General features: G+C 57.5%; 18 protein-coding genes and 1 pseudogene. 11 read left to right on the top strand and 8 right to left on the bottom strand.

Going from position 1 to position 21,004, the window contains the following annotated elements; translation table 11 throughout:
* The 9 genes and pseudogenes from MB824_RS03060 to trmB all read left to right on the top strand — a co-directional run.
* Window positions 1-263: pseudogene (locus MB824_RS03060) on the top strand (hypothetical protein); the annotation flags it as partial.
* Window positions 256-1,548: a DNA cytosine methyltransferase gene (locus tag MB824_RS03055; RefSeq protein ID WP_238745847.1), complete on the top strand. Its 1,293-nt coding sequence runs from the start codon at window positions 256-258 to the stop codon at window positions 1,546-1,548. The pseudogene MB824_RS03060 and the gene MB824_RS03055, both read left to right, overlap by 8 nt.
* On the top strand, window positions 1,545-1,898 hold the full coding sequence (locus tag MB824_RS03050) for a DUF551 domain-containing protein (protein WP_238745846.1): 354 nt from the start codon (window positions 1,545-1,547) through the stop codon (window positions 1,896-1,898). The genes MB824_RS03055 and MB824_RS03050 overlap by 4 nt, the downstream gene beginning before the upstream one ends.
* 15 nt (window positions 1,899-1,913) lie before the next feature.
* Window positions 1,914-2,141: a DUF4224 domain-containing protein gene (locus tag MB824_RS03045; protein ID WP_238745845.1), complete on the top strand. Its 228-nt coding sequence runs from the start codon at window positions 1,914-1,916 to the stop codon at window positions 2,139-2,141.
* 4 nt (window positions 2,142-2,145) lie between these two features.
* The gene (locus MB824_RS03040) at window positions 2,146-3,198 is read left to right on the top strand and encodes a tyrosine-type recombinase/integrase (protein ID WP_238745843.1); all 1,053 of its coding nucleotides are present in this window, start codon (window positions 2,146-2,148) and stop codon (window positions 3,196-3,198) included.
* A gap of 182 nt (window positions 3,199-3,380) precedes the next feature.
* Window positions 3,381-3,671, top strand: coding sequence for an RNA chaperone Hfq (gene hfq, locus MB824_RS03035; RefSeq protein WP_238745841.1), 291 nt, complete (start codon window positions 3,381-3,383; stop codon window positions 3,669-3,671).
* A 128-nt stretch (window positions 3,672-3,799) separates the two neighbouring features.
* Window positions 3,800-4,687, top strand: coding sequence for an Hsp33 family molecular chaperone HslO (gene hslO, locus MB824_RS03030; protein WP_238745839.1), 888 nt, complete (start codon window positions 3,800-3,802; stop codon window positions 4,685-4,687).
* A 129-nt stretch (window positions 4,688-4,816) separates the two neighbouring features.
* Window positions 4,817-5,659: a class II glutamine amidotransferase gene (locus MB824_RS03025; protein WP_238745836.1), complete on the top strand. Its 843-nt coding sequence runs from the start codon at window positions 4,817-4,819 to the stop codon at window positions 5,657-5,659.
* A 106-nt stretch (window positions 5,660-5,765) separates the two neighbouring features.
* Window positions 5,766-6,476 carry a tRNA (guanosine(46)-N7)-methyltransferase TrmB gene (trmB, locus tag MB824_RS03020; protein ID WP_238745834.1) on the top strand — a complete coding sequence of 237 codons (711 nt, stop codon included), beginning with the start codon at window positions 5,766-5,768 and terminating at the stop codon, window positions 6,474-6,476.
* Window positions 6,477-6,650: 174 nt separating this feature from the next.
* Here the strand turns inward: trmB and nhaC are convergent, their stop codons facing one another.
* The 6 genes from nhaC to cyaY form a co-directional block, all read right to left on the bottom strand.
* Complete coding sequence (nhaC, locus tag MB824_RS03015) at window positions 6,651-8,048, bottom strand: Na+/H+ antiporter NhaC (protein ID WP_238745832.1); 1,398 nt, start codon at window positions 8,046-8,048, stop codon at window positions 6,651-6,653.
* A 252-nt stretch (window positions 8,049-8,300) separates the two neighbouring features.
* Window positions 8,301-8,942, bottom strand: coding sequence for a 3-isopropylmalate dehydratase small subunit (gene leuD / locus MB824_RS03010; RefSeq protein WP_238745830.1), 642 nt, complete (start codon window positions 8,940-8,942; stop codon window positions 8,301-8,303).
* Between the two features lie 76 nt (window positions 8,943-9,018).
* Window positions 9,019-9,240, bottom strand: a complete 222-nt coding sequence (locus tag MB824_RS03005; RefSeq protein ID WP_238745828.1) for a hypothetical protein — start codon at window positions 9,238-9,240, stop codon at window positions 9,019-9,021.
* A 123-nt stretch (window positions 9,241-9,363) separates the two neighbouring features.
* Window positions 9,364-9,726, bottom strand: a complete 363-nt coding sequence (locus MB824_RS03000; protein ID WP_238745827.1) for a VOC family protein — start codon at window positions 9,724-9,726, stop codon at window positions 9,364-9,366.
* 120 nt (window positions 9,727-9,846) lie between these two features.
* Window positions 9,847-11,256 carry a 3-isopropylmalate dehydratase large subunit gene (leuC, locus tag MB824_RS02995; protein ID WP_238745947.1) on the bottom strand — a complete coding sequence of 470 codons (1,410 nt, stop codon included), beginning with the start codon at window positions 11,254-11,256 and terminating at the stop codon, window positions 9,847-9,849.
* Between the two features lie 241 nt (window positions 11,257-11,497).
* A complete protein-coding gene (cyaY, locus tag MB824_RS02990) occupies window positions 11,498-11,824 on the bottom strand; it encodes an iron donor protein CyaY (protein ID WP_238745945.1) in 327 nt (108 codons plus the stop codon).
* A gap of 129 nt (window positions 11,825-11,953) precedes the next feature.
* Between cyaY and lptM the strand changes: the two genes are divergently transcribed.
* A complete protein-coding gene (gene lptM, locus MB824_RS02985; protein ID WP_238745826.1) occupies window positions 11,954-12,166 on the top strand; it encodes an LPS translocon maturation chaperone LptM in 213 nt (70 codons plus the stop codon).
* Window positions 12,163-13,389, top strand: coding sequence for a diaminopimelate decarboxylase (lysA, locus tag MB824_RS02980; RefSeq protein ID WP_238745825.1), 1,227 nt, complete (start codon window positions 12,163-12,165; stop codon window positions 13,387-13,389). The genes lptM and lysA overlap by 4 nt, the downstream gene beginning before the upstream one ends.
* A gap of 136 nt (window positions 13,390-13,525) precedes the next feature.
* Here the strand turns inward: lysA and MB824_RS02975 are convergent, their stop codons facing one another.
* Both MB824_RS02975 and MB824_RS02970 read right to left on the bottom strand, forming a co-directional pair.
* Window positions 13,526-15,256, bottom strand: coding sequence for a Pycsar system effector family protein (locus MB824_RS02975; RefSeq protein WP_407659221.1), 1,731 nt, complete (start codon window positions 15,254-15,256; stop codon window positions 13,526-13,528).
* A gap of 348 nt (window positions 15,257-15,604) precedes the next feature.
* On the bottom strand, window positions 15,605-20,875 hold the full coding sequence (locus tag MB824_RS02970; RefSeq protein WP_238745822.1) for a RecQ family ATP-dependent DNA helicase: 5,271 nt from the start codon (window positions 20,873-20,875) through the stop codon (window positions 15,605-15,607).
* Window positions 20,876-21,004 lie beyond the last annotated feature (129 nt).

The following is a 21,004-nucleotide window of genomic DNA, read 5'->3' as shown; positions in this document are numbered from 1 at the left end:
TTTATCTTCGTGGGTATTTGTCCTCCTGTACCCTAGCCACAGAAGACGGCAGCCTTTACAGATGCTCGGGAAAGCACGTTACGCTCATCCCCCATCCCGACACCGTGCGGCTGGACTGGCTGGCCGCCCGCGACAACCGCATCGGCAACGTCCAACTTCCCGCCGAATGCGCAGCGTGCAACCTGCACAGTCTGCGCGACGCTATCGATATGGCAATGCAGATGGATAAAGAAAACACCGGGACACAGGAAAAGGATGCCTGAAATGCGCTACGGCAGCCTGTGCAGCGGCATCGAAGCCGCATCCGTGGCGTGGGAGCCGCTCGGCTGGCAGCCCGCATGGTTTGCCGAAATCGAGCCCTTCCCCTCTGCCGTTTTAAAACACCATTGGCCGCACGTCCCCAACCACGGCGACATGACCCTGCTCGTCGGCAAAATCCTCTCCGGCGCGGTTGAAGCGCCAGACATCCTTGTCGGCGGCACGCCCTGCCAGGCCTTTTCTGTTGCCGGGTTGCGCGGCAGCCTGGACGACGAGCGCGGCAATTTAACCTTAGTCTTGATTAGGATTTTAGATGCAATTGACTTTATTCGCGCCCGAAACGGGCAGCCGCCCTGCATCCTCGTCTGGGAAAACGTGCCGGGCGTGCTCAACACCAAAGACAACGCCTTCGGCTGTTTTTTGGGCGGGCTGGCCGGAGAAAGCCTACCGCTTGAGCCGGCAGGGAAAAAATGGACGAACGCGGGTGCTGTGCTTGGCCCAACCCGAGAAATCGCCTGGCGCGTCCTCGATGCCCAATTTTTCGGAGTCCCCCAGCGCCGCCGCCGCGTCTTCCTTGTGGCAGGTGCTGGAAACATCGACCCCGCCGAAATACTTTTTGAGCGACAAAGCCAAGCAGGGCATCCTGCAACGGGCGCAGAGGCGGGGCAAAACCCTGACGCCTTTATTGAGGGCAGCTTTGGAACCTACAAACAATCCGCCGTCTGCGGCACGGTAAGGGCCAGTGGCGGCGCCGTGCAGGGCGGCAGCGAGACCCTGCTTGCCTGCCGTATGCGTGGCTTCGGCGACTACATCCAAGACAACACCGCCAGCACCGTCAAAGCCCGCGACCACAAAGATGCCACCGACCTAATCGTCGTACACGGGCGGCAAGACCCCTGCACCTCCGACAAGGCGTTTACATTGGACTGCCAGCACAGCGGCAACACCAATGTCGTCTGCATCGACGGCAGCACCATCAACAAAGCGCCAACCGGCGGCGGCAACGGGCTGGGTGTGTCCGATACCGGTATTGCCTACACCCTAACCACCACCGACCGCCACGCCGTATCCGACGGCCTGCAGGTGCGCCGCCTGATGCCGGTAGAGTGCGAACGCCTGCAAGGCTTCCCGGCCGGGCACACGCAAATCCCGTGGCGCAGCAAATCTGCCGCCGACTGTCCGGACAGCCTGCGCTACAAAGCCATCGGCAACAGCATGGCCGTGCCGGTGATGCGTTGGATAGGGAAAAGGATTCAAGATTTTTTTAGAGAAAAAAGGACAGGGAAATGACACCGGAACAAATCGAACAAGAGCGCACCGCGTTTGAAGCATGGTATCGCAGATGGGCGGGAGAAGAACCGTCCGTCTTGGTAGATATCGAAGGCGAGCTCCAATACAAAAGCACAGCCGATCATCAATTATTTTCCGCATGGCTTGCCCGCGCCGAACAAGGCGGCTGGATAAAAAATGCCAAGGACAGTCGGCCTAAATATTATGGCCGCAATATAGTCTCTACAAAGTTAGGCAATGTTTTCGTCGCAGATTACGACAAACTCTTTTGCCGCTGGGAGATGGGCGGAAAAATTATTGACGGAGTAACCCACTGGCAGCCGCTTCCCCAACCGCCATATGCACCATAACCGGAGAAGCAAAACATGGATACGGAACCGTTTTTTCTGACTGAAAATGAAGTCTGCCAGCTGACCGGCTACAAGCAGCCGGCCAAACAGCGCGAGCACCTGCGGCGCATCGGTATTGCGTTTACGCCCTCGGCCAGCGGCAGGCCGGTTGTCTGCCGCAGTACGGTGGAAGGGTTTAAAAACAAGAAACAGCCGACAGCCAAACCGCAAGCACAATGGCGGCCGGCGATTATGAAAGGATAGCAGCATGGGCCGACGCCCTACAGTCAATCTCAATCTGCCGAAGGGAATGCGGGCGCGCAAACGCACCCGCAAAAACGGAACGGTGGTTACTTATTACTTTTACGACGGCCGCGATGAAAACGGCCGTCGTAAAGAATATCCGCTGGGCACGGATTATGTACTGGCGGTGCAGGAGTGGGGCCGGCTGGAGCAAGAGGGCAGTCAGGCAGCGGCAGCCGCAACGTTTACCGCTGCGGCTGCGCGCTATACCGCTGACGTGTTGGTGCATCGGGCAGATAATACGCAGAGAAACAGCCGCCTGCTGCTGAAAAACCTGATCTGCTTTTTTGGCAATCCGGACGCGCCGCTAGACCAAATTCAACCGCAGCACATCCGCCAGTATCTCGATTGGCGAAAAGACAGCCCTGCGGCGGCAAATATCGAAATCGGGCTGTTTGTAACCATCTTCAACCACGCTCGCAACATAGGTTATACCTCGGCAGCCAATCCGGCATCAGGCGTGAAACGGTTTCCCAAGAGCCGCCGCGACCACTATGTCGAAGACCGGATTTTCCGGATGGTTTACCAACATGCAGACCAGCAGATGCGCGACTTGATGGATATTGCCTATCTGACTGGGCAGCGACCGGTGGATATTGTCGGCATCAACAGCAGCCAAATCGTGGACGGCATCCTGCACATTACACAACAGAAAACGGGAAAGAAGCTGCGGTTTGAGATTTCAGGCAGCCTGAAAACCATCTTTGACCGCATCTGCCCGCCCGAAACACAAGGCAACTTGTTCCGCAACGCACGCGGCGGTGCACTGACAAGGAGTTTGCTGGCAAAAAACTTTCTCGCATTGCGCAGAAAGCTGATTGCCCAGTACCCCGAAATGAGTGAAGAGCTGGAAGCATTTCAGTTCCGCGATCTGCGTGCAAAGAGCGGCACAGACCTATACCTTGCCGCCGACCGTAATGCTGCTAAAGAACAACTGGGACATTCGTCGGAACAGATGACAAACACCTATATCCGAAAAGGGAAAATTATCAAACCAATCATCCAGCTGATAAGTTAGTTTTGCGGAACATTCGCGGATTTGCGGAAAAACAAATAGGAAAGATTTAATTAAAATCCTATTTCATTTCAAAATAGTAAATACTTTTATTGTCCTTTAAGAGCATTCCACGATACAATCGCCCTGTTTTTCAGGCGTTCGCGCCTTTTTTAACGCATCATAACAATAATCGGAGTCCCAACATGACAGCCAAAGGCCAATTACTGCAAGACCCTTTCCTGAATGCCCTGCGCCGCGAACACGTTCCGGTGTCCATCTATCTGGTAAACGGCATCAAACTACAAGGCCAGGTTGAATCTTTCGACCAATACGTTGTGCTGCTGCGCAACACTTCCGTTACCCAGATGGTTTACAAACACGCCATTTCCACCATCGTTCCCGCCCGTGCCGTCAGCCTGCAGCACGATGTGCCCAAAGCATCCACCCGTCCGGCCATGCAGCAGGTGGAAACCGCGCCCGACGCCGGCCAGTAAGCCGCAACACGCCGCCGCCCGCCTTTTACGGCGGGCGTTTTTTATCGCGGCGCATTTGCCGCTGCCGACGGCTTGATTTTCAGGCTGCCCAAACCCATATCGCCGGCTCTGCACACATTGGAACCATCATGCACACTCCCGAAAACGACATCCGAACCCGTTTTATTTTCGACAATATGCCGGTGCGCGGCGCCCATGTCCGGCTCGACAGCGTTTGGCAGCACATTGTCGGGCGCAAGCACTATCCGGCCGCCATCCGCCGCGCGCTGGGCGAACTCTTGGCCGCCGGCGCCCTGCTCTCGGGCAATCTGAAAGAAGCCGGCACGCTGATTCTGCAGGTGCAGGGTCAGGGCGTGCTGAAAATGCTGGTGGTCGAAGCCACCTACGGCCGCACCTGCCGCGCCACCGCCCGCTGGGACGAAGACGCCGCCATCGCCAACGACGCCGGCCTGGCCGAACTGCTGGGCAGCGGCGGCGTGTTCGTCATTACCCTGCAGCCTGAAAACGGCGAAACCTGGCAGGGCATGGTGCCGCTCGAAGGCGGCAGCATCGCCGCCATGCTCGACAGCTATATGCTGCGCTCCGAGCAGCTCAACAGCCGCTTTGTGCTCGCCGCCGACGACAACAACGCCGCCGGCCTGCTGCTGCAGCGCCTGCCCGGCCACGACAGCGGGCAAGATAACGCCGATTGGCAGCATCTGGATACGCTGGCGCAAACCGCCACTGCCAAAGAACTGCTTGAGCTGGATGGACAAAACCTGCTGTACCGCCTGTTTCACGAAACCCCGCCGCGCGTTTTCCCCGAAGAAAATATGGAATTTGCCTGCAGCTGCTCGCGCGCCAAAGTGAGCGATATGCTGCTGCTTCTGGGTGCCAAAGAAGTCGGCGACGTAGTGGCCGAAGAAGGCAGCATCACCGTAGGCTGCGATTTTTGCAACGAAAAATACACTTTCGACGAAGAAGAAGTACAAAACCTGTTCGGCGACGCCGCACTCAGCCGCGCCACCATCCAGTAGCGCCGGCCGGCTGTGATAAGATTGGGCAGCCTGAAAGCACCGCGTTTTACGTTTTCAGGCTGCCTTTTATCCAGCCCGGCCTAATCTTTCAGGCAGCCTGAAAAAACCGACCACTTCCAAGGATTCATCATGTGCCAACTTCTGGGCATGAACTGCAACGTGCCCACCGACATCGCATTCTCGTTCGAAGGCTTCCGCATGCGCGGCGGCCTGACCGACCGCCACACCGACGGCTTCGGCATCGGCTTTTTCGAAGGCAAAGGCCTGCGCCTGTTTCTCGACGACAAACCCTGTGCCCACTCCCCCGTGGCCGATCTGGTCAACAGCTACCGCATCAAATCCACCAACGTCGTCGCCCACATCCGCAAAGCCACCCAGGGCCACACCACGCTGGAAAACACCCACCCCTTCCAGCGCGAGCTGTGGGGCGAATACTGGCTGTTTGCCCACAACGGCAACCTGAAATCCTTCAACCCGCCCGCCGGCAAGTTTTACCAAACCGTCGGCAACACCGATTCCGAGCGCGCCTTCTGCCACATTCTCGAATCGCTGCGCAACCGTTTTAACACCAAACCCGCCACCGACGTGCTCTTTGATGCCGTGCGCGAGCTGACCGAAGAAATCCGCGCACACGGCATGTTCAATTTCATTATGTCCAACGGCGAAATGATGTTCGCCCACGCCAGCACGCTTTTGTTTTACATCGTGCGCAAAGCCCCCTTCGGCCAAGCGCAGCTGGTGGACGACGATCTGGCCATCGACTTTTCCCAAGTGACGACCCCTGACGACCGCGTCGCCGTTATCGCCACCCTGCCGCTAACCGCCAACGAACACTGGCACCAGCTCGCCTGCGACGAATTGGCGCTGTTTCAGCACGGCGACGTTATCCTGCGCAGCCTGCCGGAAAACCCCGTTTATCTCAGCCGCGAAAAAGGGCTGGAAATCGCCCGAAGCCAGGGCGTGGGCTATTGATTCAGCCTTTTCAGGCAGCCTGAAAAGCCTTGCGCCATACTTTTCAGGCTGCCTGTTTTAAACCACCCCAAGCAGCCTGAAAACCCAAACCACGGAAAACCACACCATGACCGACATCCCCCAACAGCCCGATAACGCTGCCGACAGCGGACAACGGCGCGGCATCAAATCCTTCGTCCTGCGCCAGGGCCATATGACCGCCGCCCAGCAGCGCGCTATCGACGAAAACTGGCCGCAGTTCGGCCTGGATTTTCAGGCTGCCCCCGTCGATCTGAACGCCGCTTTCGGCCGTGATAATCCGAAAGTCCTGGAAATCGGCTTCGGTATGGGCACCGCCACCGCCGAAATCGCCCAAAGACTGCCGGAAAAAGACTTTCTCGCCATCGACGTCCACGGCCCGGGCGTCGGCAACCTGCTCAAACTCATCGCCGAAAACCAAATCACCAACATCCGCGTGATGCGCCACGATGCTGTGGAAGTCGTCGAATCCATGCTCGGCGAGAGCAGCTTGGACGGCATCCACATCTTCTTCCCCGACCCCTGGCACAAAAAACGCCACAACAAACGCCGCCTGATCCAAGCCCCGTTTGTTGCCAAGCTGCTGCCCAAACTCAAAAGCGGCGGCTACATCCACCTGGCCACCGACTGGCAGGAATACGCCGAGCAGATGCTGGAAGTCTTGAGCAGCTTTGCCGAACTGCAAAACACCGCCGCCGACTACGCGCCTACCCCGTCTTACCGCCCCGAAACCAAATTTGAAGCGCGCGGCAAACGGCTGGGACACGGCGTGTGGGATTTGGTGTTTGAGAAACGCTAAGCAGCCTGAAAGTTCATACAAAAGGCAGCCTGAAAGCCAAAATCCGGCTTTCAGGCTGCCTTTGGCTTTGTCCGCACCAAGATATACGGAACGCCCATCACCGCCTGCGGTAAAACCAAAAAAAGCAGCCTGAAAAACCTTTCAGGCTGCTTTTGGGCGCTTTGCCGCAATCAATCAGGCGCTGTGTTCGGGCGCATCTTGTTTGCTCAGGGTTACGCCGGTGAAGCCGAACAGCAGGGTCAGTAGCAGGCTCAGATAGCAGAAAAAGGCGAACGGCAGATAAGCGAGCACCGGCACGTTCAGCACTTTGGCGATAAACACGCCGCACACGCTCCAGGGCACCAGCGGGTTGATTACCGTGCCGGCGTCTTCCAGCGTGCGCGACAGGTTGCGCGGGTGCAGGCCGAGTTTGCGGTAGATGGGTTTGAAGGTTTCGCCGGCCAGCAGCAGGCTCAGATACTGCTCGCCAATCAGCACGTTCACGCCGACGCCGGTCAGGGCGACGGTAAAGGTGGCGCGGCCGGCGCTGATAAGAAAGCGCTGCATGGCGGCCAGCAGTGCCGGCACCACGCCCAAGGCAAACAGCAGCCCGCCCAGGCTTAATGCCAGTATCACCACGGTTTGGGTGAAAAACATGCTTTCCAAGCCGCCACGTGATACCAGTTTGGCGATGTCTTCGGGAATGCCGTCAATCGTGAAGCCGGAGAAAAACCAGCCGCCCAACTGCTCAAGCGACGGCGCGGAATAAACATAAGTCAGGCCGACGGACAGCAAAACAACGGCAATCATGGTTGCCACGGCATCAATCTTGCGCATCGCCATCAGCACCAAGAGCGCAAAGGGCAACAGCGACCACAAATGCACCAGCCCGCTTTGCGCCAGATGCTGCTGCAGGCGCAGTACCTGATCAAGGCTGCCCGAATGCAGGCCGGGCACCAGAAAGGTAAAGGCAGCGGCCGAAAGCAGCATCGCCGGAATGGTGGTGTAGCCCATGTTTTTGATGTGCTCGAACAAATCAACGCCCACGGTGGCCGCGGCGATGGTGGTGGTATCGGAGAGCGGCGACATTTTGTCGCCGAAAAAGGCGCCGGAAACCACCGCCCCCGCCGCTACCGCAGCCGACGCGCCGAAGGCTTCGCCCATGCCCATAAAGGCCACGCCGACGGTGGCGCAGGTGGTCAGACTGCTGCCGATGGCCACGCCCACCAGCGAGCACAGCAAAAAGGCCGACAGATAAAAATACTGCGGCGAAATCAGGTTGAAGCCGTAATACATCAGCGTGGGAATCGCGCCGCTCATCATCAGCGCCGATACCAGCAGGCCGATAAAGAAAAACAGATACACCGCGCCCATGCCCTGCTCCACCGAAGCGGCCATGCGTTTGGACATCGGCTGCCACATCACGCCGCGCGCGCGGCCGTAAAGCAGCAGCAGCACAATGGAAAGCAGAATCGCCAGATGCGGCACCCAGCCCAAAGCGATGATGCCGACGCCCATCACGGCAATCTGCACCGCCATCACGGTAAAGGCTTCGCCCAGAGACAGGCTGAGTAAGGATTGTTTGGATAGCATATTGGTTCGTTGTGTGTAAGGAAGCGTTAAGTCTAACATTTCCGCCGCAGCAATGGCGCACCCGGGCAGAAATACCAATTTAAGCGAAGATTTTTAGCATTAAATCGCATGAAATAGGTTTTAAAAATATTTAAAAGCAATTTTCACAAACTTTAAAACGAACAATTGGATTATTATTCCAATCAACATGCTTTCAAATATAAAAATACGGTTTCAGGCAGCCTGAAACCGTATTGTGCCGTTTATCTGCTATCAGCCGTGAAACAGCCAGGGCTGGCTTTGGCGGCGTTGCGCTTCAAAGGCTTTGATTTCGTCGGCGTGCTGCAGGGTCAGGCCGATTTCGTCCAGGCCGTTGAGCAGGCAATGCTTGCGGTGTTCGGTGATGTCGAAAGAGAAAGACTGGCCGGAGGGCGTGGTAACGGTTTGTTTTTCCAAATCGATATCAAGGCGGTAGCCTTCGCTAGCTTCGGTTTCTTTGAATAACTGATCAACGGCTTCTTCGCTCAAAACAATGGGCAACAGGCCGTTTTTGTAGCAGTTGTTGAAGAAGATATCGGCGAAGCTGGGGGCGATCACGGCGCGAAAACCGTAGTCGTCCAGCGCCCACGGCGCGTGTTCGCGTGATGAGCCGCAGCCGAAGTTTTTGCGCGTGAGCAGGATTTGCGCGCCCTGATAGCGCGGCTGGTTGAGCGAAAAATCGGGGTTGAGCGGACGGCGGCTGTTATCCATGCCCGGCTCGCCGTGATCGAGATAGCGCCATTCGTCAAAGGCGTTGGGACCAAAGCCGCTTCGTTTGATGGATTTGAGAAACTGCTTGGGAATGATGGCATCGGTATCGACGTTGGCGCGATCAAGCGGGGCAACGATGGCGTGGATGCGGGTAAAAGATTTCATGGTGGTTCCTGTGTCTGTATGGATTTTACGCTTCAGGCAGCCTGAAAACGGCTTTCAGGCTGCCTGACAGGCGGTTTTACTCGGTGGCGTCTTCGATTTTCTCGCCTACGTTCGATAGGCCACGGCCGACGGCGTTGCCGCCTTTGCGTACCGCTTCTTTGGTTTTGTCCCAGCCTTTTTCCAGACCTTCGCCGGTGCGCTCGACGTTACGCGCGGTGTCTTCCTTCGCGCCGTGCCAGGTGCTGGAGCAGGCGGCCAAACCCAAACTGAAAAGTGCCAATGCGAATACTTTTTTCATAATCGTTCCTTATTTGATGTTGTCGATACAGACACATGGCGAACCATGTGTTTTTGATTATATCGGCAAACAGACGGCGCGCAAGGCGGCACTTTCTGCCGCGCGGCGGCCTTTACACGGTATTTACTTCTGCGAATACAGGCCGATGCGGTTGCCTTCGCTGTCTTCGACAAAGGCGGCAAAACCGTTGGCAATCGGGAATTTTTCCTGCAGCAGTTTGCCGCCGTGCGCCACCGCGGTTTCGGCTGCCGCCGTGCAGTCTTCGCAGGTGAAAAACAGCGTGGAACCGCCGTAGGCCGCGGGATTGGCGCCTTCATCCTGCCAGATCATGCCGCTGACGCCGTAGTGCTGCCAGTCGGTGCCAAAGAGATAAAAACGGCCGCCGGCGATTTCCTGCAGCGGCAAGCCGAATACGTTTTCATAAAAAGTTTTGGCGCGCGCCATATCCTGCGCGTGAATGCCGAACCAGCCAACGGGATTGTGCATAAGGTTTTTTCCTTTTTTAAACGAGATTAACGGTTTTTTAACCGAAGTTTTACATTTTAGGCAGCCTGAAAGCCGAAGGCTGCGCCCAAACGCCTTTCAGGCTGCCTTATCGGATTGCCATCACACCATCGTGCGCACGTCGGTAAAGCGGCCGGTTACCGCCGCTGCCGCCGCCATTGCCGGGCTGACCAGATGCGTGCGTCCGCCGTTGCCCTGGCGGCCTTCAAAGTTGCGGTTGGAAGTGGACGCGCAGCGCTGGCCGGGGGTGAGGCGGTCGGCGTTCATCGCCAAACACATCGAGCAGCCCGGTTCGCGCCATTCAAAACCGGCGTCGGTAAAGATTTTGTCCAGGCCTTCCGCTTCGGCCTGGCGTTTGACCAAACCCGAGCCGGGCACGATTAACACGCGCTGCACGTTATCAGCCTTTTTGCGGCCTTTGGCGACGGCGGCGGCTTCGCGCAAATCTTCGATGCGGCTGTTGGTGCACGAGCCGATAAACACGATGTCCACCGGAATGTCCGCCAGCGGCGTGCCCGCTTCCAAGCCCATGTATTCGAGGGCGCGCTCCATGCCGCTGCGTTTGACGGGGTCGGCTTCGTCGGCGGGGTTGGGCACTTTGCCGCTGATGTCGAGCACCATTTCGGGCGAGGTGCCCCAAGTTACCTGCGGCTCGATGTCTTCGGCGCGGAAGGTGTAGGTTTGGTCGAACTTGGCGCCTTCGTCGGATACCAGCGTGCGCCAGTATTCGACGGCTTTGTCCCACGCTTCGCCTTTGGGCGCGAAGGGTTTGCCGTGCACATAGTCGATGGTGGTTTGGTCCACCGCCACCATGCCCGAGCGTGCGCCCGCTTCGATGGCCATATTGCACAGGGTCATGCGGCCTTCCATCGACAGGCTGCGGATGGCTTCGCCGCCAAACTCGATGGCGTAGCCGGTGCCGCCGGCGGTGCCGATTTGGCCGATGATGTAGAGGGCGATGTCTTTGGCGGTAACGTTCGCTTTCAGGCTGCCTTGCACTTCAATCAGCATGGATTTGGACTTTTTGGCGGTGATGCACTGGGTGGCCATGGTGTGTTCGACTTCGGATGTGCCGATACCGTGTGCCAATGCGCCGAATGCGCCGTGGGTGCTGGTGTGCGAATCGCCGCAAACAACAGTCATCCCCGGCAGCGTCGCGCCCTGCTCGGGGCCCATCACGTGCACAATGCCCTGGCCTTTGTCCATAAACGGGAAATACGCCAGCGCGCCGAATTCTTTGATGTTTTTGTCCAAAGTGTCCACTTGCAGCTTGGAAATCGGGTCTTGGATGCCTTTGTCCCAATCGCCGGTGGGGGTGTTGTGGTCGGCGGTGGAGACTACGCTGTCAATGCGCCAGAGCTTACGCCCGGCCATTTTCAAGCCTTCAAAAGCTTGCGGGCTGGTCACTTCGTGCACCAGATGGCGGTCAATGTAGAGCAGCACGGTGCCGTCTTCTTCTTCGCGGACGACGTGGCTGTTCCAGAGTTTGTCGTAAAGGGTTTGTGCCATGATTTTCTACTTTATTATCGTGGGGTGGTTCGGGTAAAACGGAAACGGATTTTAGACTTTTTGGATAATATTAGCAATAGCTGTTTTTGCCGTTTTTATTTTTTACTTTAATTTGGACATTTTGTCCTTTCAGCTGCCTGTAGCGGCACAAGGGCAGCAGGCCGGACAAAATACATACGCAGGCAGCCTGAAAGCCCTGCCGGCGTTTTCAGGCTGCCTGCGGGGCAGGCGGGCGTCCTGGGTTTTAGTTTGGCGCGCTGATTCGTACGTCTTCGCCGGCGGTTGCGGCCAGCACTTCGCTCAAAACCTCGAAAAACTCGCGGCCGTCGCGGGTGGCCAGCCAGCGGCCATCCTGTTCGGCAAAATGATAGCCGCCGCTTTTGGCGGCAATCCACAATTCGCGGTTGGGCGTGTGGCGGTTCACCACCACCTGCGTGCCGTCGCCGGCTTCGATGGTCAGCACGTTGCCGCTGCCCATGCAGTCCAAATCCCAACCGCCTTCGTCGATTGTGTCTTGGATGTGGGCAAACAGGCTGTCGGAAAGTTGCAGAAATTCGGTTTCGTTCATAATCGTGATGTGGTTCGCAGGGTTTTGCTTTAAGATGGCGAGCTTTTGACCGCGGGCGGAAAAAAGACGCGCATCTTGCCACATTTCAGGCAGCCTGAAAACGCAGTCCGCCCGCTTGCGAAAGGAAAACCGATGAAACCCCTTGCCTTGTCCCTGATGCTGCCGCTGCTGCTTGCCGCCTGCGGCTATAAAGGCGACCTTTACCTGCCGCGCGAAGGCGACAAAAACAAATTCGGCCCGGTGCAAACCGGCCTGAGCAAACCCGAATTCAAAAAACGCCCTGCCATCAAGCAGCCTGAAAAAACCGCTTCCGAACCCGCCCCACACTCAGAGAATCAACCATGAGCCAAACCTCCGACCAAATCCCCTACGAAGCCCTTGCCGAGCGCTTCGGCACCCCGCTTTATGTTTACAACGCTGACGAACTCACCCGCGCCCACGAACGCTACCGCCAAGCCTTCGCCGGTCTTGACCCGCTGATCTGCTACGCCGTCAAAGCCAACAGCAACCTCAGCATCCTGCGCCATTTTGCCCAGCTTGGCTGCGGCTTCGACATCGTTTCCGGCGGCGAGCTGGCGCGTGTGATTGCTGCCGGCGGCGACCCCGCCAAAACCGTGTTCTCCGGCGTCGGCAAAAGCCGCGACGAAATCCGCGACGCCCTCGAAGCCGGCATCAAATGCTTCAACATCGAAAGCCTGCCCGAAATCGACCGCATCGAAGCCATCGCCGCCATCAGCGGCCACATCGCGCCGGTATCGCTGCGCATCAACCCCAACATCAATGCCCAAACCCACCCCTACATCTCCACCGGCCTGCGCGACAACAAATTCGGCATCGCCATCGACCAGGCCGAAGAAGCCTACCGCTACGCCGCCTCGCGGCCGCATCTGCGCGTGGTCGGCATCGACTGCCACATCGGCTCGCAGCTGCTGGACTTAAGCCCGCTCGAAGAAGCCTGCGCGCGCATTCTCGAGCTGGCCGACCGTCTCGAAGCCGCCGGCATCCGCCTCGAACACATCGACCTAGGCGGCGGCATCGGCATCGTGTACGACGAAAACAGCGAGCGCGAACCTGACTTAACCGCCTACGCCCAAACCGTCTCCCGCCTGCTCTCCAGCCGCAGCCTGAAACTGCTGCTCGAACCCGGCCGCAGCCTGTGCGGCAACGCCGGCGTGCTGCTCACCCGCGTCGAATATCACAAGCGCCACCACGGCAAAAACTTCCTGATTGTCGATGCCGCCATGAACGATTTAATGCGCCCCGCCCTGTACCAGGCCTACCACCGCATCGAAACCCTCACCCGCCGCGGGCAGCCTGAAATCACTGCCGACATCGTCGGCCCCGTGTGCGAGAGCAGCGACTTTTTCGCCAAAGAGCGCACCATCGCCGCCACCGAAGGCGATCTGCTGCTGATCCACAGCGCCGGCGCCTACGCTTCGAGCATGGCCAGCAACTACAACACCCGCCCCCGCGCCGCCGAAGTGCTAATCGAAAACGGCCAAGCCCGCCTGATCCGCCACCGCGAAAACATCAAAGCCATGCTCGCCGCCGAGCTGCCTTGTTTGTAAAACCGCCGCATCAGCCCGATACGATAAAAAGCAGCCTGAAAGCCGTTTTCGCGCTTTCAGGCTGTTTTTTTCAGGCTGCTTTGAATCAAAACCATGCCCGATACGTCTGCGTATCGGGCATGTTTTTCAGGCTGCCTTAATCGCGGCCGATTTGGTTGTAATCGACCAGCATGTATTTGGCGGTCATGTTTTTCTTGGCATCGCCCTCGTCGGCCATCAAAAGCAGGCGCTGCTGGCCGTTGATATTGACGGAATCGACGGCTTCGACATTGGTCATGTGGTGCAGATTGGGCAGGTTGATTTTCTTCGGCTCGTCTTTGGGATTGCCGCTCCATTTCCACAGGGTCGAAGATTTCTCGCCGGTATCGCCTTTGACTTCGTTGGCAATGATGTAGGCTTTGAGCACGGGGTCGTAATTGAGCGAGCGGATACCGCCGCCGTCAATGTCGAGTATCGCCACTTCGTCAAACACCGGTTTGGCGTTTTTCTCCATCATTTCTTTGGGGTTGCTGATGAAAGCTATCAAAGCCATATTGTTGAACTCGGGATCGCGAAAGCCCAGCACCAGCCGTTTTTTAACCGGATCGTAGGCCAGGCCTTCGATATTGATTTCGTCGAACACCACATCGGCTTCGTCTCCAACCGCTTCGCGGATCAGATCGTGCAGCTCTTTGTCTTTTTCCAGCGCTTCACTCAGGCCGTCGTAGCTGGTGAGGCCGACGATGTCGCTGCCCTGCACTTTGAAGCGCATCAGGTGTTCGCGGTCGGGCGAGCGCTGGCCTTTGCGGTTGCGCGAATGGGAAGTCATGGCGTAGACAAAGCCTTCGTCGTCGCGGGTCATGGCTTCAAGGTCGTTGAGTTTGCGCTTGAAGCCTTTGATGATGCGGGTATCGAGCGCTTCGTCTTCGACAAAATGGCCGTTGGCGTCGATGCTGATGATGCTGAAAGCGTGGTTGGGTTCGTCTTCGGCAATCATAATGCGCCCGTCGGGAAGCTGCTGGGCGGCGGAAGGCTCGTACACGCCGTTAAACATATTGATGCCCATGGTGCGCAGTTCGGCCAAATTGTTTTGCTGCGGCGTAGCAAGCGAGGGCACGGCTTTGACGCCGATAAAGGCCGCCAGCGAAGCCAGCAGCCCCCAGCGGAACACGGCGTAGGATAAATTGATGTATTTAAACTGCTTGTCCGCCAACAGGCCGAGCCAGTAGAGATGGTCGCTCATTTTCCGATAGACCTGCTCGCGGTCGTTCATAATGCCTTGGATTTTCTGCCAATGCTCTTCACGCGGCAGCTTGACGCGGTCTTCATAAATCAAAACATTGGCTTCGTCGCCGAAAAAGCGGTTGTTTTCCGTTTTCCACACCCGCTCTTTAAAGTCAGAGAGCCCTGCTTTGCGGCGGAACAGGTCTTTGATCCACTCGCGAAAAGCCTGCAGGCGGCCGATGCGCTCGGGTGAGGCCGACAGCAGCGCAAAAACAATAGACGCCGCAGCGGTAACCATAAAAGTGCTGGCCGGAATCAGAAATTCAGGCGAGGAAGAAAAGATAAACGCACCGGAAATCATCAGCGCCGAAACGATAAAACCGTTGAGCGAAATCATAATATTGGCTTTAGTAGCCGCCAGCGCCAGCAGTTCCATCTCCGAGCGCACGGCATTGCGGAACATGGTTTCCACGCCCTTATTGGTGCCGATCTGATCGGCAGATGCCGCATTCTTTCCGGCCTTGCCTTTCTTTTTCTCCTTTTTGCGCCCGGCTTTCTTTTCAGGCTGCTTTTCGCTACTGCCGGTTTCAGCAGTTTCGGCGTTTTCAGGCTGCTTTTTGGCGCTTTTATCAAGCGTTAAACCGTTTTCAAGCTGCTTCTGCATTTCCGGCGGGATATCGCTTTCAGGCTGCCTGAAAGCATCGCCGTGCGCCGTTTCCGTTTGATCGCCGGCACGGCTTTCGCCGCGCACTTCCAAATCTTCAGGCTGCCCGAAAGCCGCCGGCTGTCCGCTTTGCTGATATTCCATATTGTGCCTCCGTATCGGTACAAGTTCACAAAATGCCGGCCGATTCTAAATGAATCTGCTTCAAATTCCCGACTCGTTGAAAATAATTTACATAGCGGCAGGATATGTAGGCAAATGCACCGAACGCTTAACAAAATCACGCAAAAAGCAGCCTGAAAGCGTTTTTCGTGCTTTCAGGCTGCTTTTTATGCGGATGGTTGGGGCTTACGGCGTTTTCGGCGGAATTTCCAAACGGGGGATGACCACCACCCATTTGTCCAGCTCTTTGGGAATCCTGGCATCGCGTGCTTCGTCTTCAGGCGGGTAATAAACGCAAAAGCCCTCGACAAAGGCGCGGATGCGGCCGTTCAGCGCGGGATCGGCCAATTCGGGAATACGGATGTTCCGAGCCAGCTGCGCCACCGCAAAGTTGCCGCTGCAAAACTGGTAATTTTTGCCGCGCAGACGGATGTCCAGCTCGTCGCCGGTTTTCAGGCTGCTGACCTGCCGCAATACTTCTTTAATATTCGCCAGCTGCGGTTTGCCGCGGCCGGCTTCCGTTTCGTCGCGCACGGTAAAGCCGATATCCAATTCGCCACCCTTATCCAATTTGCTGCCGAACACCGACAGCACGCGGTATTCGATATCCAATTCCGGCAGCGGCGAAAAGTCTTGCGCCACGGTTTCAACTTCACTATTTGCCAATTTTTCTATCCACAGATGACGCGGCGTGCCCTGCAGCAGCGTCAGGGTTTCGATGGCGCGGGTCATGGCAACGTAATACAGGCGCTGCTCGCTTTCTTCTTCGCTGCGCCAGCCGCCGTCCAACACGAAAACGTGTTTGAACTCCAATCCTTTGGCCGCATGGGCGGTGCCGACAAACAAACCTTCGTTGTGGCCGTCGCTGTCATTGCCGACGTATTCGTAAAGCCAGTTGCGCAAAAAGGCCTGGGCAAAACCGGGGCGATCGTCTTTCAGGCTGCCTGAAGCGGGATATTCGTGCTCGAAGTCTTCGGCCATTGCGGCAAACAGTTTCTGCCACGACGCCGCTTCGCTGCGGCTGCGGATGATTTCGACAAAGCGCTCGGGCGCAACGGTTTCGCCTGCTTTTTCCAAATCGTCGAGCAGGCGGACAAATTCGCGGCTGCATCTTAAGGGAATGCCGCCGTCGTCTCGGGGCAGAAAATGGGGAATGCCGTTTTGCCGGCACCAGGCTCGCACCGGCTGGAGTATTTTGTGTTCGCGCGCCAGCACGGCGACATCTTGGTAACGGAATCCGTCCAAACGCCGCAGCCTTTCGATTTCCGCCATAAGCGCCTGCGCCTGGATATTGGCGGCCGCTTTCAGATTGCCGGTACGCGGCAGCCTGATAATGCGCACGCGCCCCTGCCGATCGGGGTCTAGCTGCGCCCATTTGCCGCCGGCGTTCTGGGCGCGCCGCTCGGGATCGACAATAATCGGATGCAGCGCTTTCAGGCGCTCGGGCATGCTTTGGATCAGGCGGTTGGCGGCATTGACGATATGCCGGGTGCTGCGGTAGTTGAAGGTCAGATAGTCGAAAGTTTCCACGCCGTAATCCTGCTGGAAGCAGCGGATGTAGCGGTTGCTGGTTTGGCGGAAGGAGTAGATGTTCTGGTCGTCGTCGCCCACCGCCAGAATCGTCAGTTTGTCGTCTTCGCCGGCAGAGCGGCCGGCCAGCGCCGATACCAGGCGGTAGTGCTCTTCGCTGATGTCTTGGTATTCGTCCACCAGAATATAGCGAAAGCCGGCCATGATGCGGTCACGCGCATTATTGTCTTCGCTGTCGGCACCCGCGCCGCTTTCCAGCAGCTCGGCAGCCTGAAGACACCATTGCTTGAAACGATCGCTGTCTTTTTCCTGCGTGTTTCTCGGTTTTTTGTTGTCAAAACGCACGCCTAGCAGCCGCATCGCCATCGCGTCGTAAGTGAGCACGGTAACCGCGGCGGCAATGCTGCCGGTGAGCGCAAACAGGCGGCGCTTGATTTCCTGCGCGGCCAGGCGGTTGTAGGCCAACACAATAATCGAAGCCGGATCGGCATGGCAGACTTTGAGCAGATAGGCAACGCGGTGGACGATTACCCGCGTTTTGCCCGAACCCGGGCCGGCCAAAACCAGGCGGTTGCGGTCGCTCTGGTCGGTAACGACGGCTTTTTGCGGCTCGTTGAGCCCTTCGGTAATCCGTTTGTAGGTTTCCTGCGAAACCGGCTCTTTCAATTCGTTGAAGCGGCCTTTGAACCATTTGTTTTTGAACTGGTCTTCACGGGTCTGGAAATAGTCGCGCACCAGCTCCAAGCCGCTTTCGATGCTTTTCAGCGCGCGCAGGGCGTATTCCTGCATCACATGGATTTGGAAGCGCTTTTCGCCGTAAAACACTTCCAGCGGACGGTAGTCTTCTTTCAGATACTGCCGCTTTTGCTCCAGCGCCGTTTTGTCCAGGCGGATGGTCATGGCATGGCGCAGGATGCTCATGCCGTGGTTGAGTTTGAACACCGAAAGTTTGTGCATAAACAGCAGCGCCTGCTTGATCAGGACTTCGCGGCGGGATTCGGGTATCGAACCGGATAGCTCCAGATCGCTGCCGATGCAGCGCACCAACTCGCCCATGCTGGTTTCAACCACCACGTCTTTAGCGCGCAAATCGGTTTTGGCGGCGAGAAAAGGCAGCACGCACAAACATATCCGGCGGCGCAGCGCGGCATTTTCCTGCAGGGTTTCCCAAGAATCGCGGTTGTTTTTGAAACGCACCCTGAGAATATTGTTGCCCGCATTGCGGATATCGAAACTGCCGCTGCTTAGGGCGTCTGCCGCCGCTTTGTCGTAGGCCAGCGATTCCATCATCAGCTTGATGTCGGCCGGAAGCAGTTGCTCGAAGCCGGCTTCGTGCATTTTGTGGCAGGTTTCGCTTAGAGAAAAATTCTGCGGACGGCCGGTATCGGCGGCGGGGATTTCGTTTTTGAGAATCTGCCAGAGCTTTTCTTCTTGGGCGATCACTTCCTGCAGGCGCTTGAGCGACGAGCGGGCGGCGTCGGTGCGCAGGTTGACGGTCATTTTGGTGTCGTTGGTCAATACGCCCAATTCTTCCAGCGCTTTCAGGTGGCCGCGCAATTCGGTGAAACTGCAGGCGGTGGCCTTGCCCAGCTCGTCGGTACTCAAAGGCTCGTCGTCGGATGCATCGAAAACGATTTCGGCGATGGTGCGGTAGAGTTCGCGCTTGCGCTGCGGCAGATCGGCTTTTTCGATTTTGGCCAGCGCCTGCTCGAGATTCAGGCTGCCTGAACGCGCCGGGAAAATGCGGGTTTGGTTTTCGCTGCGCTCGAGCATGCCGGCGCGCTCCAGCCATGCCAGCGCGGTTTTGACTTTGGTGTCGGCCTGGCGGTCGTCGCTGTCAAAACTCATATAACTCTCGGTATCGCGCAGGATTTCGCCGCCGCTGACCACCAAATCGTCGTCGCTGCTTTTGCCGGCATTGGCCTTGTCCAGCAGCTTGAGCTTGCTCCATACCGACTTCAAATCGCGCGGCTCGATTTGCGATGAGCGGTTGATGCGAAACTGCACATCCACATCGTCGCGGTCAAACAGCAGCACACATTTGGCATCCTGCTGATCGCGCCCCGCCCGCCCCGCTTCCTGCAGGTAGTTTTCCAGCGAACCGGTGATTTCGGCGTGCACCACCAGCCGCACATTCTCTTTGTCCACCCCCATGCCGAAAGCATTGGTGGCGACAATCACGCGCAGGCGGTCGTTGAGAAAATTGTCTTGGATTTCGGTTTTAAGGTGGGTGAGCAGCCCGGCATGGAAGTACTCGCACGCCCAGCCCTGCTGTTTGAGCCATTCGGCGTATTGCTCCGCGCTTTTGCGCCGCGACACAAATACCACCGCGCCGCCCGCCTGATGGTCGAGTTCGCGGTGCAGCAGGCGGTCGATATGCTGGCGTTTGGAATCGTCGCTTGCTTCGAGCACTTCGTAAAACAGGTTGTCGCGCTCGTTGCCGCCGATAAACTGCTTAAACTCAATGCCCAGCTCTTTGCGAAAATGCTCGGTAATGTCCTGCAGCACATCGGGTTTGGCGGTGGCGGTAAAACAGCTCACCGGCGCCAGCTCGCCGGTTTTTTCTTTGCGCTTGGCGATGAATTTGGCGGCATACAGATAATCGGGACGGAAATCGTGCCCCCATTTGGACAAACAATGCGCTTCGTCGAACACCCAGCCGTTGATCTGGCGGTGGGCGATGGCCTGGATAAAGCTGCTGTTGCGAAACTGCTCGGGCGCAACAAACAAAATACCGATATCGCCCAAAGCCACTTTGTCCAAAACATCGGCGCGCACGGTAACCGGCAGCATGCCGTTGAGCATGGCCGCACCCGAAATATTGCGCCGCGCCATGCCGTCGGCCTGGTCTTTCATCAGCGACTGCAAGGGCGAAACCACGATCGTCAGCCCGCCATTGCGGTAATAGCGGTTGACGGCGGGAAGCTGGTAGCACAGCGATTTTCCGCCGCCGGTGGGCAGCACCGCCAGCACATGCTGCCCCTGCATGCCCGCCCGCACAATGGCTTCCTGTCCGCCGTCTATGCCCTTCACTTCGCGAAAGGCAGGCAGGCCGAAATAATGATCCAATTGAATTTTCGGGTTAAGGATGTCGCGGCAGTAGCGGCATTCGCTGTCGCCGCAATCGTGGTCGCGAAATTCGGCAATCAGCCGCGCGGTATCAGGAAACTGGTGGCGCACCCACGGCGCCAGCACCGAATTGCCGCCGGAGACACTCAGCCAGGAGAGCGCGTAGGCCAGCGGTATATAAAGTTCGGGGCGGTGGATGTCTTCTGCCATCAGCTTTTTGAAACGGGTTTTGCAGGCTTTCAGCCCCTGCCCGGCATCGTCCTGCACCATCGCCCAAATATCCTGAATCAGGCGGGGGATGTCGCGCTCTGCCGCCTGCTCCGGCCGGCCGCAGGCATCGGGAATGACGATTTCGCCGTCCTGCCGGTAGGGCAGCGCGCCAAACAGGCGGCAATAGACGGCAAATTCGTCCGGCCGCGCCGCAAGCATCTTGCCAAAAGCCGTGCATTGGTCCTGAAAAAGCTGCCAGCAGGCGCGGCAGTCGGCTTCGGGGGAGTTTTTGGCCGAAGAAATGATTTTGTGGTTTTTAATCAGACGGTGGTAGGGATTCTGCGGAAAGGCCAAGGGCGACAGGCGCAGCGTGTCGATAACCGGCAGCGCCAGCCACGGCGCGGCGGGCGCAGCATCGCGCAGATAGCGCAAATCGTGTTCGAGAATATTGTGCCCCATCAGCCAGTGGGCGCCCTGTGCCAGCGGCGCCAGTTCTGCCAAAGCAGCCTGAAAACTTTTCAGGCTGCCGGTAGTGCGTTCAAACCCCTGCTCCAAATCGGGGCGGTAGGCACCAATTTTGAATACGGTGTCGGTGCGCGGATCAACTTCCAAATCGACAATCAAAACGGCGGGCAAAGTCGGCTTCATAGCGGGCGGCGGCAGGTGTCGGCAAAGGGCGCAAATATAGCACAGGCACCGCTTCAGGCAGCCTGAAAAGGCAGCCTGAAAGCCGCGGGTGTGGTTTTTCAGGCTGCTTGGGTTTGCAGGCAGCCTGAA

This window comes from Kingella pumchi (assembly GCF_022288825.1).
In the GTDB taxonomy this organism is placed as follows: domain Bacteria; phylum Pseudomonadota; class Gammaproteobacteria; order Burkholderiales; family Neisseriaceae; genus Kingella_D; species Kingella_D pumchi.
This window is presented reverse-complemented; position numbering and strand designations above follow the sequence as displayed.

What these genes read in the sequence shown, in the direction of transcription:
- MB824_RS03055 (WP_238745847.1), top strand. Translation starts at nt 256, where the DNA reads ATGCCTGAAATGCGCTACGGCAGCCTGTGCAGCGGCATCGAAGCCGCA.
- MB824_RS02970 (WP_238745822.1), bottom strand. Translation starts at nt 20,875, where the DNA reads ATGAAGCCGACTTTGCCCGCCGTTTTGATTGTCGATTTGGAAGTTGAT.
- nhaC (WP_238745832.1), bottom strand. Translation starts at nt 8,048, where the DNA reads ATGCTATCCAAACAATCCTTACTCAGCCTGTCTCTGGGCGAAGCCTTT.
- hslO (WP_238745839.1), top strand. Translation starts at nt 3,800, where the DNA reads ATGCACACTCCCGAAAACGACATCCGAACCCGTTTTATTTTCGACAAT.
- lptM (WP_238745826.1), top strand. Translation starts at nt 11,954, where the DNA reads ATGAAACCCCTTGCCTTGTCCCTGATGCTGCCGCTGCTGCTTGCCGCC.
- MB824_RS03025 (WP_238745836.1), top strand. Translation starts at nt 4,817, where the DNA reads ATGTGCCAACTTCTGGGCATGAACTGCAACGTGCCCACCGACATCGCA.
- MB824_RS03045 (WP_238745845.1), top strand. Translation starts at nt 1,914, where the DNA reads ATGGATACGGAACCGTTTTTTCTGACTGAAAATGAAGTCTGCCAGCTG.
- lysA (WP_238745825.1), top strand. Translation starts at nt 12,163, where the DNA reads ATGAGCCAAACCTCCGACCAAATCCCCTACGAAGCCCTTGCCGAGCGC.
- MB824_RS03040 (WP_238745843.1), top strand. Translation starts at nt 2,146, where the DNA reads ATGGGCCGACGCCCTACAGTCAATCTCAATCTGCCGAAGGGAATGCGG.
- MB824_RS03005 (WP_238745828.1), bottom strand. Translation starts at nt 9,240, where the DNA reads ATGAAAAAAGTATTCGCATTGGCACTTTTCAGTTTGGGTTTGGCCGCC.
- hfq (WP_238745841.1), top strand. Translation starts at nt 3,381, where the DNA reads ATGACAGCCAAAGGCCAATTACTGCAAGACCCTTTCCTGAATGCCCTG.
- MB824_RS03050 (WP_238745846.1), top strand. Translation starts at nt 1,545, where the DNA reads ATGACACCGGAACAAATCGAACAAGAGCGCACCGCGTTTGAAGCATGG.
- MB824_RS03000 (WP_238745827.1), bottom strand. Translation starts at nt 9,726, where the DNA reads ATGCACAATCCCGTTGGCTGGTTCGGCATTCACGCGCAGGATATGGCG.
- trmB (WP_238745834.1), top strand. Translation starts at nt 5,766, where the DNA reads ATGACCGACATCCCCCAACAGCCCGATAACGCTGCCGACAGCGGACAA.
- MB824_RS02975 (WP_407659221.1), bottom strand. Translation starts at nt 15,256, where the DNA reads ATGCAGAAGCAGCTTGAAAACGGTTTAACGCTTGATAAAAGCGCCAAA.
- leuD (WP_238745830.1), bottom strand. Translation starts at nt 8,942, where the DNA reads ATGAAATCTTTTACCCGCATCCACGCCATCGTTGCCCCGCTTGATCGC.